This window comes from Opitutaceae bacterium TAV5 (genome assembly GCA_000242935.3).
Taxonomy (GTDB): domain Bacteria; phylum Verrucomicrobiota; class Verrucomicrobiia; order Opitutales; family Opitutaceae; genus Geminisphaera.
On record CP007053.1, the window covers coordinates 4,881,870 to 4,896,350 of the forward strand.

Below are 14,481 nucleotides of genomic sequence, written 5' to 3' on the forward strand. Positions count from 1 at the left end.
CCTTTTCTCTCGCGTTGGCTACACTCTCTTTCGTCGCTTCCGGTCTCTCCGCGCAGACGACCCTCACCTACGAGGACGAACAGACCCGATCCGACGGCATCGACACGACCGCGCCCAACGATCCGACGACGCTCCGGATCGACGAGGGCACTGCCACCCAAAGCGGTGTCATCAGCGGCAGCGGCGGCATCACCAAGACGGGCGAGGGCGAATTGAGGCTGACCTCGGGGGCCAACACTTACACAGGAGGCACCACGATCCAGGGTGGCATCCTGACGATCACCTCTGCCTGGAGCACGGCGCTGGGCTCGGGTACGCTGTACCTGGAGGGCGGCATACTGAATTCCACTTACGATACGGCACAGACCGTCACGAATGCCATTTCGGTTTCGGGCGCCAACACCATCAATTTCTATCGCCGGTCCAATGTACTCGCCAGCACAATTACCGGCGATTCCGACGCAGAACTCATCCTGTCGAACGGCAATGCGGTGGGCGCGGCGCTGACGTTCAACGGAGACCTTTCCGGCTACTCCGGGACGGTCACGCTGACCTCGGCCCGGGGCGGTTTCAATTACCGCTTCACGGAGAGCAGCAGTTATCTCTCCACCGGCAAGAACGCCGTCTGGAACATTGAGGGTGGCGCCGTGCTTTTCTACAACGGCAACACCAACGACGCCGACGGCGTGACGATCGAACTGGGTGCCCTCGAGGGCGCGGGTACATTGCGCGGCGGCACGACCGGCGGCAGTGGTGGTACAGGAACCATCAATATCAAGATCGGCAACCGGAACACCGACAGCACCTTTTCCGGCGTGATCGAGGATGGCGGCACTTCGACAAAACTCACCAAGGTCGGCACCGGCACGCTCACCCTTTCCGGGACCAACACCTACACCGGGGCCACCGTGGTCGAGGCGGGCGCGCTTCGCGTCGACGGCTCGATTGGCGCGGGTGATGTGACGGTTTCCTCCGGCGGCATCCTGACGGGCGCCGGCACGATCGGGGGTGCAACGACCATCGAGGCGGGCGGCATCCTCCTGGGCGGAGGCAGGACGCTCTCCTTCGCATCCAACCTGACGCTCGCCGGCACCACGCTCCTTTCCGTCCGCTCGACCGGCTACGACCGCGTGAGCGTGGCCGGCACGCTGACGTATGGCGGGGATCTGGACATCCTTTTCACGGATAGCATCGAGGCCGGCACTTACACGCTCTTCGAGACGATAGAGGCGGCGGTGATTCTCGGTTCGTTCACCTCGGTTTCGCTTGGAGGCGAGTCGCTGACCACCGTGTTTCTCACGAGCGCAGGCAACGGTGTTTGGTCGGGTGTGTTCCAGGGGCTGTCAGTGCTCCTTACCGAAAGCACGGGTGAATTGGTGGTCGGCGGCGCGGTCCCCGAACCCGCGACGGTGGCCGGGCTGATCGGGTGCGCCGGCTTGCTCTGCGCCCTGCTGGCCAGGCGTCGCGTAGCGGGAGCCCGCGGCTGAAACGGTTTTTTCGGAGTATAACAGAATTACAGGCAGAGAACATAAATGCGTAATATTATTTCAACTACATCCTCGCTGCATCGCTTTCGCCCGTCGCGGTTTCACGGCCCCCGGACGAAGGCTTTCACTCTCATCGAATTGCTGACGGTCGTGGCGATCATCGGCGTCCTCGCCGGGATTCTCATTCCGGTGGCGAGCAAGGTCAGGCAAACGGCGCGTGTCACGCAGTGCGCCTCGAACCTGCGGCAATGGGCGCAGGCAATCACGCTTTTTGCAAACGATAACAAGGGGTATTATGTGACCAAATACAAAGGAGCGGATAAAACCGTGTCGTGGGATGCCGCCAGCAACGAAATAGACAATCACCCCTACGTCCGCTACCTGTCAGGCACCCAGGTGCAGCAAAACTTTCGTACATGCCCGGCGGAGAAAAATGCCATCGACAAGCCTGTCTCCTATGCGCTGGCCCGGCCCCGGATCGGCTCGGGCAAGGCGAACGAGCAAGCGATCCCGTTCTACATGCATCCGGCGCCCTCGCAGTTCCTGTTGATGCTCGACCGCGATTCTTCGGCGGGCACCAAAGTTTTCAGCTCCCTCGATGATCTTGCGGAAAATGTGAAGCCGCTTTTCTCCAGCCCGAAAGATCGTCACGGCTCGGGGATCAACGCTGCGTTCGGCGATGGGCATGTCTCCCGGATCAAATGGGATGACATCGAGAAAAACGCTGACCGCTGGACCTCGCTGGATTGAATCCTCCCGATCATGATCAGATCCTCTGGCGCCGGGAACCGCAGACTGTTCCCGCGCCAGCTTTTTCCCCGATGGATGTGATGTCTTTCTGGCGACGTCTCCCGTCGCTTGCTGTCGGCCTCCTGCTGGCCACCGGCGAGGTTTCTCTCCTTGCCGCCGGTCCTGGCACCGGGGAAAACCTTGGTCGTGGCCTCGTGGCCGTCCGGACGGGAGACACGGAGGTTTACGTCGGCTGGCGGTTCCTCGACACCGACCCGGACGACGCCGGATTTAACCTATACCACTCTGTCAGTGGAGGGGCTCTCGTCAGGCTCAACGACACTCCGCTCGTCGCCACCACCGACTGGCACGGCACACTGCCGGAGAAGGCATTTTCGACAGGCATTTCCTGGTTCGTTCGCCCGGTGAGCGGCGGCGTCGAACAGCCCGCAAGCGCCCCCTTCGTCCTTCCCGCTCATGCGCCGGTGGAGCCTTTTCTCCGCATTCCGCTGGAGATTCCTCCCGCGGGGAAAATTCCGGCGGGCGAGAGCTACACCTATGCGGCCAACGACGTCTCCATCGGCGACCTCGACGGCGATGGCAGCTACGAGTTCGTCGTCAAGTGGGACCCTTCCAATGCGAAGGACAATTCGCAGGCCGGCATCACCGGCAACGTGTACCTTGACGGCGTCACCCTTGCCGGCCGCCGTCTCTGGCGCATCGACCTCGGGCGCAATATCCGGGCGGGCGCGCATTACACGCAGTTCATCGTTTACGATTTCGACGGCGATGGCCGTGCCGAACTCGCCGTCAAGACTGCTCCCGGCACTCTCGACGGCCGTGGCCGGCCGGTCCTGCTGCCCGGAGACCGCGCCGATGCCGATTATCGTAACGAGGCCGGCTATATCCTTTCCGGTCCGGAATACCTGACCGTTTTCGACGGCCTCACCGGCGGCGCGCTCGCCACCGTTCCGTGGGTGGTGCCGCGGCATCCGGCGACCCGCAATCCCTCGCCCGATCAGCTCAAGGCGGTGTGGGGCGACGGTTACGGCAATCGTGTGGATCGTTTCCTCGCCGGGCTCGCATGGCTCGACGGCGAGCGACCCTCGTTCATCATGGCGCGTGGCTACTACACGCGCACCGCCGTGGCCGCGTGGGACTGGCGCGGCGGGCGCCTCTCCCGCCGCTGGCTTTTCGACACGCTCGGCCATCCCGAATTCTCCCGCTACGCCGGCCAAGGCAACCACCAGCTTTCCGTGGCCGATGTCGATAGCGACGGCCGTCAGGAAATCGTCTACGGGTCCATGGCGATCAACGCCGACGGCACCGGACGCTACGCCACCGGCCTCGGTCATGGAGACGCTCTCCACGTCGGCAAGTTCGATCGAACCCGTCCCGGCCTCCAGGTTTACGCGGTCCACGAAAACATTGCCGGCAATGGCGGCACCGGCACCACCTTTCGAGACGCCGCCACGGGTGAGGTTCTCTGGTCCACTCCAGCCACCCGCGACGTCGGACGCGGCGTCATCATGGATATCGATCCCCGCCATCCCGGCGCCGAGGCGTGGGCGACCAACAACGGTAACATCTATTCGGCGGCCGGCGAGGTGATCGCTCAAAAACCGAAAAAAATGCCGGTCAACTTCGGCGTCTGGTGGGATGCCGACCCGCTGCGCGAACTCCTCGATGGCACGACAATCAGCAAATGGGATCCGGTCGCCTCGCGCCTTTCTGTCCTGCTCGACACCTCGGTTTGGGGCGCGGCGGCCAACAACGGCACCAAGGCCACGCCGGCCTTTGCCGGCGACATCCTCGGCGACTGGCGCGAGGAGGTCGTCTGGCGCAACACCGGCAGCACCGCGCTCCTGCTCTTCACGACGACCCTGCCCGCCGCCGGCCGCCTGCGCACGTTTCTCCAGGATCGCCAGTATCGGGCCGCGCTCGCCGGGCAGAATGTCGGCTACAACCAGCCGCCGCATCCTTCCTTCTTCGTCGGTCATGGCATGGAAAATCCGCAGGAGCCTTTCGTGGAAAATACACGGAAAAATGAAAAATAGTATTCGTAATTTGGTTACATGGGCGATGGTATCTCTGCTCGTCCAGACGGCGGCGTGCGCGATGGCAGGCACCCCCGTTTCTGTTCCGGCTCCTGCTCCCGTCATACTTGACGAGCAGGCGGACCGGGTGGTGTTGGCCAACGGCATCATCTCGGCGACCATCGCACGCCGCACAGGCGAATTGCTGGAGCTTCGATACCGGGGACAGTCCGTGCTGTCGCAGCCGGCGTATCTTGACTGGCACGACGGACAGAGTCGCCGCCTTTCCGATGTGAGGCTGGAGGTGCATGCCGATCCGCGCTCCGGCCGCGACGGCCGCGCCGAAATCGCGCTGGTCCAGCTTTGGAAATCCGGGCAAGGCGGGGGGCCGGCATTCGATGTGACGCTGCACTACGCATTGCTGCCGGGCGAACCGGCGCTGCGGATATTTGCCGTCTTTTCGCATCCGGCTGTGTATCCGGAGGCGGCGTTTGCGCAGTCTCGTTTTGTGATGCGGCTGCGCGACGATCTTTTTGATACGATTTCGGTAGACGAAGAGCGCACGCATACCCTGCCGCCTGCCGCCACGCCGGTCGAGGCGCTCGGACCGAAAGAATCGCTGCGGTTCACGGACGGCCCGTGGAAGGGCAGGGTGACGGACAAGTATCACTATTTCACCGACGCCGGTGAGCATTTTGTGCACGGCTGGGCCGGTTCCGGCACGAAGCTCGGCTGCTGGATTCTTTACGGCAGCACGGAGGACCAGAACGGCGGGCCGACCAAACAGCACAACACCGCCCACTGGGAGCGCATTCTTCTGAAAATTCTCACCTGCGGGCACTACGGGGCGGCGGGCGTGAGCGTGCCGCAGGGCGAGGTGTGGGAAAAATTCTACGGTCCTTGGGCGATCTGGTTCAATGAAGGCGGCAATCCGCAAACGCTGCGGGCCGCCGCCGTGCGGCAGGCAGAGGCGGAGCGGGCGGCCTGGCCTCCGGCGTGGGTGGAGCACCCGGCGTTTCCGCCGGCCGCCGCGCGCGGCCGGGCTGAAGGCCGCCTCGTGGTGCGCGACTCGCAGGCGCCGGAGCAGACGGCTGCCGGCGCGTGGGTGGGCCTGGCCGCGCCGTCGCCGGACTGGCAGCAGCAGTCGACGGGTTACCAGTACTGGACGCGGGCCGACGCGGAGGGCCGGTTCGCGATCCCGGCGGTGCGCCCCGGGCGATATACGCTTTATGCATTCGTCGACGGTGTGCTCGGCGAATTCCGGCTCGATGGTGTGGAGGTGACCGCAGGTGCGACGGGCACAACCCGCCTGGGCGAACAGGTCTGGACGCCGGTGCGCTACGGGCGGCAGGCTTGGGAGATCGGCCGGCCGGACCGCACGGCGCGCGAGTTTCGCCACGGCGACGACCACCGGCAGTGGGGTCTGTGGCTCGCTTACCCGAAGGACTTTCCGGACGATGTGACCTACACGATCGGCGAGAGCGATCCGCGGCGTGACTGGAATTTTGCGCAGGTCACCCGCCAGCGCCCGGACGGTGCGTGGGCGGGCACGACCTGGCGGGTGAACTTCGACCTCGATTCGTCGCCGGCGAAAGGCGAAGCGGTGCTGCGGCTGGCTTTTGCCGGGGCGCACAACGCATCCTTGCGAGTGCGCGTCAATGGCAACGAGGTCGGCGAGAGCAACTGGTTTGGCAGAGACAACGCGGTGGCGCGGGCCGGGATTCACGGCCAGTATTCGGCACGGGATGTGAAGTTTGCGGCCACACGGCTGCACACCGGGCGCAATGTGCTGGAGCTCGAGCAGCAGGCGGGCGGCGCTCCGTTCCGGAATGTCATGTACGACTACCTGCGCCTGGAGCTTCCCGGAGAGTGAAGGGTGTGGCGCGGGCGTCCTGCCCGCTCCGGACGGCCTGCCGGGAAGCCCGCGCCTCTTTCCGCCGCTGTCTCTCCGCCCTTGCAGAGGCGGTCGGGAGTGATATGAATCTGCTTGTTGTGGCGATTGCCGCGGCGTTCGCGCCTTCCCGCAATCTCTCCCGCTCCTGCCATGTCACCCTCACGCCTCGCCCTGTTCCTTTCCCTGTCACTCGCGGCCAATGCCGCTCTGGTCGGTTATGTGACGCTCCGTCCGGCAGCGCCTTACGGGGCGGCTTCACCCGGCGGTGTTTCCGCCCCGGTATCGTCCTCGTCGCCTCGCGCGAAGGCCCGCGCGCAGTTGCCGGCGGCGGATGCGCTCGCCGCCGCCGTCAGCGCCGATCTGCCGACTTACACGGAAAATCTCCGCAAGGCCGGCGTGCCCGACCGGTTCGTCCGCGCGATCATCAATGCCGAGATCAACGAGCGGTATCGCACGCGGGAAGAGGCGCTCAGGCCGAAGCGCGAGGAGCGGCAGTATTGGGAAAGTCGCGAAGATTATTATCGCGATGACGGGCTCACGCTCGAACAGCGCCTGGCCCGGCTTGACCTGCGTCGGGAGAAGGCGGCGCTGCGCAAGGAATTGCTCGGTGAAAACCCGTCCGCGAAGCCGGACGACAACCCGGTGCCGCCGGAGAAACGCGCTCTGGCGCGCGACATCAGCGAGGACTACGGCGCGATGATCGAACAGATCCGCCGCGAGTCGCGCGGCTACACGCTGCCGGCCGACGAGGAGAAAATCCGGTATCTGGAAGCGGAGAAGCGTCGTGAACTGGCCGGGATCCTCACGCCGGCCGAATTGCGCGAGTATGACCTGCGCTCCTCGCAGACGGCGCAGCAGCTCAAGTGGAACCTCGCGGCCTTCTCTCCGGCCGAGGAGGAGTTCCGCGCATTGCACGAGTTGCAGAGCGCGTTCGACGAAAAGTATCCGGGCCGCAACAACGCCGACCAGGAATACTGGCGGGCGCGCAACGAGGCGCAAAAGGGGTTGCGCGAGCAGATCAAGGCCGTGCTGGGCGAAGAACGTTACAAGGACTACGAGCGCTCGCAGGATTGGGAGTATCGCAATCTGCTCCGCCTGACGGAGAGGCTGGGCCTGGAGCCTGCCGCCGCCTCCCGGATCCATGACCTGCGCGATACGGTGGGACAGGAGGCAAAGAAGATCGTCGAGGACAAGTCGCTGTCCGCCGCCGTCAGGCGCGAAGCGGTCGTGCAACTGATCGAGGAGACGCGAGCGCAGATCATCAGCCAGCTGGGCGAAGAAGCCGGTCAGGCTTACCTGAAATCGCAATCGGAGTGGCTGGGCACCCGCAACGATTACATCCGCGTGAAGACAGGGGAGCATTCCTGGCAGCATCTGCCGATTCCGAAAGAGAACGAGGATGCGCCCCCGGCAGTCCGGGTGGTGCGGTGAGGCGAATGCAGGCTGGCCTTACTTGCGCGTGGCGGCGGCAGCGTAGCCGGCGATGATGCCGTCGAAGCTGCCGTTGGAAAAAAAGACCACCACGCGCGGTTTGCCGGGCATGGGGGCGGCAGTCGCGGTCGCGCCGGCGGGCGAAGGCAGCGTGGCGGCGGCGAGCTTTTCGAGCAGGGCGGCGTTGGTCGGGGCGGTGGTGGCGGCGACGCCTTCCGCTGCGAGGTGGCGGATGACGGCGTCGGCATCGAAGCGGTCTTCGGGTTTCAGTTTGTCCGCGCGGTTGACGGCGCCGAGGTAGACTTCGTCGGCGAGCGCGAGGGCGCGCATGAAGTCGTCCTGGAGCGCGCGGGTGCGCGCGGTGTTGCTGCGCGGCTCGAACACGGCCGTGAGCGTGGCATCGGGGAAACGGTTGCGGAACGAGCGCAGCGTCTCGGCCAGCGCGGTCGGGTGGTGGCCGAAATCCTCGATCACCGTGAGCGCGGACGTGGCGACGAGGATTTCCTGGCGGCGCTTTACGCCGCGGAAGCGGGCGAGGGGAGCGGCGATGCGGAGCGTTGTCGGGTTTTCCGGATACAACGCGAGGGCGGCGGCGGTGGCGGCCATGGCGGCATTGCGGGCGTTGTAGAGGCCGGGGAGCGACCAGCGGATGGCCGGGGGAACATCGTCGACGGCGCCGTTTTCACAGGCGGCGGGCCACGGGCGGCCTCGCCAGGAAAGGCGGAAGCTGGCGCCGGCGGGCGTCTCGGCGAAATCGAGGATGCGCACGTCGTTGTGCTCGCCGGCGCCGACGCGGACGACGCGCGTCCAGGGCAGCGGGCCGAGGGCGCGGAGGTTTTCGTCGTCGCCGTTCATGACGATCCAGCCGTTGCGCGGCACGATGCGGGTGAAGTGCGAAAACGTGCGCTGGACGTCGGCGAGATCGCGAAAAATGTCGGCGTGATCGAACTCGAGGTTGTTGAGCACGGCGATGTGCGGCGCGTAGTGGATGAACTTGCTGCGTTTGTCGAAGAAAGCGCTGTCGTATTCGTCGCCCTCGATGACGAAGGGATCGGCGGGCGCGCCGGCGTGGTTGCCGACGGGCGGGTCGAGCGGCACGCCGCCGATGAGGAAGCCGGGATCGCGTCCGTTTTCGCGCAGCAGGAAGGCGGCGAGCGAGGTGGTGGTGGTTTTCCCGTGCGTGCCGGCGATGACGATGCTCTTGCGGCGGGCGAGCACGGTGTCGTGGAGCAGGGCGGGGAGCGACGTGAAGGGCAGGGCGCGTGTGTCGAGCAGCCACTCGACTTCGGGGTTGCCGCGACTCATGGCGTTGCCGATGACAACGAGATCGGGCGCGAGGCGGGCGAGGCGTTCGGGGTCGTAGCCTTCATGAACGGTCACGCCGGCGGCGGCGAGGACCGTGCTCATGGGGGGATAAACGCCGGTGTCGGCGCCGCAGACCTCGTGCCCGACGGCGCGCGCGAGGAGGGCGGCGTTGCCCATGGCTGTTCCGCAGATGCCCATGAAGTAGAGTTTCATTTTCGGTTTCGGAATCTGGAGGGAAATGCCGGCAGGTGGAGCAAAAACGTGAAGGGCCGGCGTGCGGCCTGGAGAAACGGGCGGAGCGTGGCGACGCGGGCCTCGTAGCCGTTGGGCGTAGCTGCGAACGCAAGTTCGCAGGCAATCGCCCCTCCTCCGGAGCCTGCGAACTTGCGTTCGCAGCTACAGGGCCCGGGCTGGCCGGAGAGGAGTGTTTTTGTAAACCGGTGGCTTCAGTCGGGTTATTGTTGCATATAAATGGAATTGGTCGCTAGCACAGTCTGACTGTGAAACTCGTTATCGTCGAAGACCAGACCATGTTACGGGAACTTCTTGTGATGGCGTGTATCCGGGCCATCCCGACCGCAGACGTGTCGGCCGCAGCCAATGCGACCGACGGGCTCGCTCTTTGCCGGGAGCGGCAGCCGGCGGTGGTGCTGCTGGATGTGGTGCTGCCCGATGGCGACGGACTGCGGCTCGTGCCGGACGTCCGCGCGGCCGTCCCGCACGTCAGGGTCATCACGCTTTCGTCACACACCGATGAATACACGCTGTACCGCGCGCAGTCGGCGGGAGTGAACGGTTTTGTGGACAAGAACGGCCAGACGCTCGATATCCTTCAGGAGGCGATCACGGCCGTGATGGCGGGGCAGACCTACGCGTGTTCGGTGGTCAAGGAAGTGCGTGCCCGCGTGCGCGCGGATCCGATGGCGTTTTCAAAGGTTTTGTCCGACCGGGAAATGGAGCTGCTCGGCTTTTTCGGCCGCGGTTGGTCCAACGAGGAAGTGGCCGCCCGGGCCGGGCTGAGTCCGCGCACGGCCCGCAATCACCGGCAGAACATCATGACGAAGCTGGGTCTCGGCTCGACACCGCAGCTCATCCGCTACGCGCTCGAAAAGGGATTTACCCGCGTGGGTGAGTAGGGGGTGTGTGGCCTGCCCGGGAGGTGAGGGCTGGGGGGCGCCGTTTCCGCGGTTCAGGGCCGTCCGCCGGCGTCGTCGTTGTCTTCGAGTTCCGTCTGCACGTCATGGAGAGCGGTGACGAGCGCCGCGAGGGCGTCGGTGAGCGGCTGGCCGAAATCGGGTTCGACGCGAAGCACGCGTTCGCAGGCATGGGCGGTGTCGTGCACGCGCGTCGCTCCGACGATGCCCGCCAGCGAACCGAGGTTGTGGGCGGCCCGGATAGCGATGTCGCGCTGCCGGTCTCCGATCGCCGAGAGCAGGCGGCTCCATTCGGCGTCGAGCTGCTCACGACAGTGCCGAAGCGCCTCTGCGAGCCCTCCGGGGAACTGGCTGGCGTGAGTGGCGAGCACGGTGCGGATGCCGGCCGGCGGCGCGACCGGCGCAGGAGAAGCAGGAGGAGACGATTCACTGTGCCGGCGGCGGAGAGTGTTCAGCGTCGCGAGCATGGCGCGCACGCTGGCGAGATCGAAAGCCTTGCCGAGAAACCCGTCGGAACCGGCGGCCGCGCTGCGCGCGCGCATGGCATCGCTGGTGTCGGCGGTGATCGTGACGATCGGAAGATCGCCGCAGGTGGCCCGGATGTGGCGGGCCACGACGTCGCCCTTGATATCGGGCAGTTCCCAGTCGAGAAACACCACATCGAAGCGCTGTCGGTCCAGGCATGCGAACGCCTCCGGTGCGCTGGCGGCTTCGGCCACTGCATAGCCGAGCCGGGCAAGCGTGCTGCGCAGCATGGTGCGATTGAATTTGAGATCATCGATGATCAGCGCGGAGCGCTCCGGCAAAAGGGATGTCATGGGCAAGATTCACTGACAGCCGGACCGCGGCCGGTGTCAGGACCATTCTCTGGGTAAAAACGCCCATATAAGGAGAGTCACTCAGGCTGGTGCCGAACGCTTCCGGCCTTCGCAGCGGCGCGGGAGAGCGCTCCGGAGCATGGGGAAATTTACCCAGTCGGCGCTCTGTTCGGAGGCGACAAAATGCCGCAGGTCTTTCTCCGGTGAATTGCATTTCACCCGCTGCCGTCGGCGGCGCTGCGCCTGATTTCGTTCCGGCCGTTGGCCACCGGGCGACAACGGATTCCAGGCCGGCGCCGCCGGCTGCCCGGAAACCGCCACCACGTACCAGTCTGCCACACACACATGAAGAAGACGCTCCTTGTCTTGTTGTTCCCGCTCGCCCCGATCCTCGCGGCGACCACCGGTCTTGCCCAGGGCCTTGCTGCCTCGCTCGAGGCGTTCAGGGTCACGCCCGCCACCGCCTCCGCGCCCGAAACGTTTGTCGCCGCCGATGCGGCCTCACCCGGCGACGTGATCGAATACCGTGCGACCTACACCAACACCACGGACCGCGCGCTGAAATCCGTGGCCCCCGAAATCCCTGTCCCGGCCGGGCTCACCTGGCTCGCCGGTGACGATGCTGCGGGCTCTGCCCCTGCTGCCGCCGGCGCGGCCACGAAGCCGGCTCCGGTCGCCGCCAGCCTCGACGGGAAAACCTTCGCGCCGCTGCCGCTGCTCGACGACACCGGCCGGCCGGTCGACCCCGCCCGCATCCGCGCCCTGCGCTGGAGCATCCCCGAAATCGGCGCCGGGGAAACCGTCACCCTCGCCGTTCGCGCCATGGTCAACCGCCCTGCGGTTCTCACCGCGACCTCTGTCCGCTGAAATCTTTCCGTATCCGGAAATCCAGGAAATCAACAATGAATATCACCACATCCAGCTCGCCCGTCACGGCCCGGCGCAGGAATTTCCTGCGAGGGGCTGTCGCCGGGCTCACCCTCGCGGGCCTCGCGCTCCTCGCGCACGCGGCCGCGCCGCTCGTTGGCACCGCCATCGGCAACCAGGCCTCCGCCACCTACACCGACGATTCGGGCACCGAACGCACCGTGTTGTCGAACACCGTCACCACGCTCGTCCAGCAGGTGTACGCGCTCGATCTCCGGCAGGACAACACCCGCACCGCCAATCCGGGCGGCCAGGTGTTTTTCCCGCACACCGTGACCAATCTCGGCAACGGCATCGACACGTTCGCCCTCGCCGCGATCAACGGCGGCGGCGCCACCACGCTCGGCAACATCGTCATCTACATCGACGCCGACGGTGACGGCAACCCGGACAACTTCACGCCGATCACCACGACCGGCCCGCTCGCGGCCGGCGCCTCCTTCCGCTTCATCGTGGCCGCCACCGTGCCCCCCGGAGCCACGCTCGGCAACAACGGCCTCGTCACCGTCACCGCCACCTCGCCCAACGGAGGCGGCACGCCGATCGTCGAGACCAACACCGATACCGCCACGCTCACCAACGACGCCGTCATGCAGGTCACCAAGGCCGCCAGCCTCGGCTCCGGGCACCCTGGCACCGCCACCTTCACCTATACGATCACCTATCGCAATATCGGCAACACCCCCGCCTCGCAGTTCACGATCACCGACGCGATTCCGGCGGGCCTCGCGGTCGGCTCCGCCCGCTGGTCGGTCAGCGGCTCCACCGTGCTGGACAGCGCCACCTTGCCGTCCTCCGTCGCCGCCGGCTCCATCGCCTACAACGCCGCCGGCCAGAACGTCACCTTTGTCATCGGCGAAGTGGCGGCCGGCGTCAGCGGCTACGTCACGGTCGAGGTCTCCGTCAACGCCGGCGTGGCCCCTGGCATCCTCAACAACACCGCGTATTATTCCTTCATTACGGGAACGGATCCGGACCCGTCCTCGCCGACCCCCACCAACACCGTGCCCTTCGAGGTCCTGCCTGACGTCAGCCTCACGTTCGAGGGTCCGCCCGACCCGCTGCCTCCCGTCGCCGCCGGCGGTTCGGTTTCGTTCAACAACGTCCTTACCAACACCGGCACCGGCACCGACACGTTCAATGTCGTCGTCAACGGCCCCGGCACCTTCCCGGGCGGCACCACCTTCCAGCTCTTCAAGAGCGACGGGGCCACTCCGCTGACCGATACCAACGGCGATGGCGTCCCCGACACCGGTCCGGTGGCGGCCGGCGCCACCTACACCGTCGTTCTCCGTGCGAACATCCCCGGGGACGCCGCGGCGACCGGGACCACCCTCGCCGTGACCAAGACGGCCACCTCCACCGTGGACCCGACCAGATCCTCCACCGCCACCGACGAGATCGAGGGCATCACCGGCGCGGGCGTCGATCTCACTGGCGTCGCCGGCGGCAGCGGCCCCGGCACCGCCACGGTCATCGACACCGTGACCGGCAATCCCGGCTCGACCGTGATCTTCACGCTCAACGTGGAAAACACCGGGCCCAATCCCGACACCTTCAACCTCCTTGCGGACAAGGACGGCAGCTTCGGCACCGTCAACGATCTGCCCTCGGGCTGGACCGTGGTCTTCAAGGATGCCAACGGCGTCGTCGTCTCCAACACCGGCGTCATCGCCGCCGGCGGCACCCGGACCTACACCGCCGAAGTGACGATTCCCGCCGGCACCCCGCCGGGCGATGTTTCCGTCTGGTTCCAGTCGAAATCGCCAACGACCGGCGCGGCCGACTACCTGCACGATCAGGTCAGCGTGAACACCGTCCGCGGGATTACGCTCCAGACCAACAACGTGGGCCAGACCTTCCCCGGCGGCTCGGTCGTCTACGAGCATGTTCTCACCAACACCGGCAACATCACCGAAGGCGCGTCGGGTGACACCAACACCCTGGCGATCGCCCTCGCCGACAGCCTCGCCGGCGCCGGCTTCACCTCGGTCGTCTATTACGATGCCAACAACAACGGCGTCATCGACGCGGGCGATCCGATTGTCGACACCTCTGCGGCCGCGTATCTCTCCACCGTGAAAACCACCGGCCTGATCAAGGGCGGAAGCATCCGCTTCCTCGTCAAGGTGCAGGCTCCGATCGGCGCCAACGACGGCGCGATCAACGTCACCACGCTCACGATCACGCCTGCGAGCGAGACCATCGGAGGCACGGCCGCTCCCGCCGCCGTCTCCAATACCGACACGACGAGCGTCATCCGCGGCAACCTCACCATCGTGAAGGAGCAGAGCATCGATAACGGCGCCACCTGGAGCCAGAACCAGCTCTCGGCCCTGCCCGGTGCGCAGATCCTCTACCGGATCACCGTGACCAACGTCGGTTCGGCCACCGCCGAGGACATCGTCGTCAACGACACGATCCCGGCCAACACGACGTATGATTCCGGATACACGCCGACCGTCACCCTCGCGGGTGCCTCCACGCCGGGCGCATGGGCGCTCACCGGCACCAACATCGTCGTCACTGTGGGCAGCCTCACGCCCACGCAGACAGCCGTCGTCACCTTCGCGGTGAAGATCGACGAGTAACCATAACACGTCAGCGCTGGCGCCGCCTGTCGTTTTCAGGGACGGGCGGCGCCATTCGTGCCGCTGCCGACGAGGCGCGACGCGTCTCGCCCCGCCAGGCTTTCCCGCA

The 14,481-nt window shown here is 66.0% G+C and carries 10 protein-coding genes; 8 read left to right on the forward strand and 2 right to left on the reverse strand.

The features are described 5' to 3' along the window. Positions 1 to 14: 14 nt before the first annotated feature. The 5 genes from OPIT5_20740 (at position 15) to OPIT5_20760 (ending at position 7,577) form a co-directional block, all read left to right on the forward strand. Positions 15 to 1,487 (forward strand): hypothetical protein, encoded by a 1,473-nt coding sequence (locus tag OPIT5_20740; protein AHF94560.1) that lies wholly within the window; start codon positions 15 to 17, stop codon positions 1,485 to 1,487. Positions 1,488 to 1,625: 138 nt separating this feature from the next. After that, positions 1,626 to 2,237, forward strand: a complete 612-nt coding sequence (locus OPIT5_20745) for a hypothetical protein (GenBank protein AHF94561.1) — start codon at positions 1,626 to 1,628, stop codon at positions 2,235 to 2,237. Positions 2,238 to 2,317: 80 nt separating this feature from the next. Then, positions 2,318 to 4,273 (forward strand): rhamnogalacturonate lyase, encoded by a 1,956-nt coding sequence (locus tag OPIT5_20750; GenBank protein ID AHF92316.1) that lies wholly within the window; start codon positions 2,318 to 2,320, stop codon positions 4,271 to 4,273. Between the two features lie 385 nt (positions 4,274 to 4,658). Then, entirely contained in the window at positions 4,659 to 6,125 is a 1,467-nt protein-coding gene (locus OPIT5_20755; GenBank protein AHF92317.1) for a lyase, read from the forward strand. Positions 6,126 to 6,251: 126 nt separating this feature from the next. Continuing rightward, positions 6,252 to 7,577, forward strand: a complete 1,326-nt coding sequence (locus tag OPIT5_20760; protein ID AHF92318.1) for a hypothetical protein — start codon at positions 6,252 to 6,254, stop codon at positions 7,575 to 7,577. An 18-nt stretch (positions 7,578 to 7,595) separates the two neighbouring features. Here OPIT5_20760 and OPIT5_20765 read toward each other — a convergent pair whose 3' ends face one another. Further along, complete coding sequence (locus tag OPIT5_20765; protein ID AHF92319.1) at positions 7,596 to 9,095, reverse strand: Mur ligase; 1,500 nt, start codon at positions 9,093 to 9,095, stop codon at positions 7,596 to 7,598. A gap of 287 nt (positions 9,096 to 9,382) precedes the next feature. Here OPIT5_20765 and OPIT5_20770 point away from each other — a divergent pair, with 287 nt between their 5' ends. Continuing rightward, on the forward strand, positions 9,383 to 10,018 hold the full coding sequence (locus tag OPIT5_20770) for a histidine kinase (GenBank protein ID AHF92320.1): 636 nt from the start codon (positions 9,383 to 9,385) through the stop codon (positions 10,016 to 10,018). A gap of 53 nt (positions 10,019 to 10,071) precedes the next feature. Here the strand turns inward: OPIT5_20770 and OPIT5_20775 are convergent, their stop codons facing one another. Next, positions 10,072 to 10,854 carry a histidine kinase gene (locus OPIT5_20775; protein ID AHF92321.1) on the reverse strand — a complete coding sequence of 261 codons (783 nt, stop codon included), beginning with the start codon at positions 10,852 to 10,854 and terminating at the stop codon, positions 10,072 to 10,074. A 345-nt stretch (positions 10,855 to 11,199) separates the two neighbouring features. Here OPIT5_20775 and OPIT5_20780 point away from each other — a divergent pair, with 345 nt between their 5' ends. Then, positions 11,200 to 11,721 carry a hypothetical protein gene (locus OPIT5_20780; protein AHF92322.1) on the forward strand — a complete coding sequence of 174 codons (522 nt, stop codon included), beginning with the start codon at positions 11,200 to 11,202 and terminating at the stop codon, positions 11,719 to 11,721. 35 nt (positions 11,722 to 11,756) lie between these two features. Continuing rightward, positions 11,757 to 14,372 (forward strand): hypothetical protein, encoded by a 2,616-nt coding sequence (locus OPIT5_20785; GenBank protein ID AHF94562.1) that lies wholly within the window; start codon positions 11,757 to 11,759, stop codon positions 14,370 to 14,372. Positions 14,373 to 14,481: the final 109 nt, after the last annotated feature.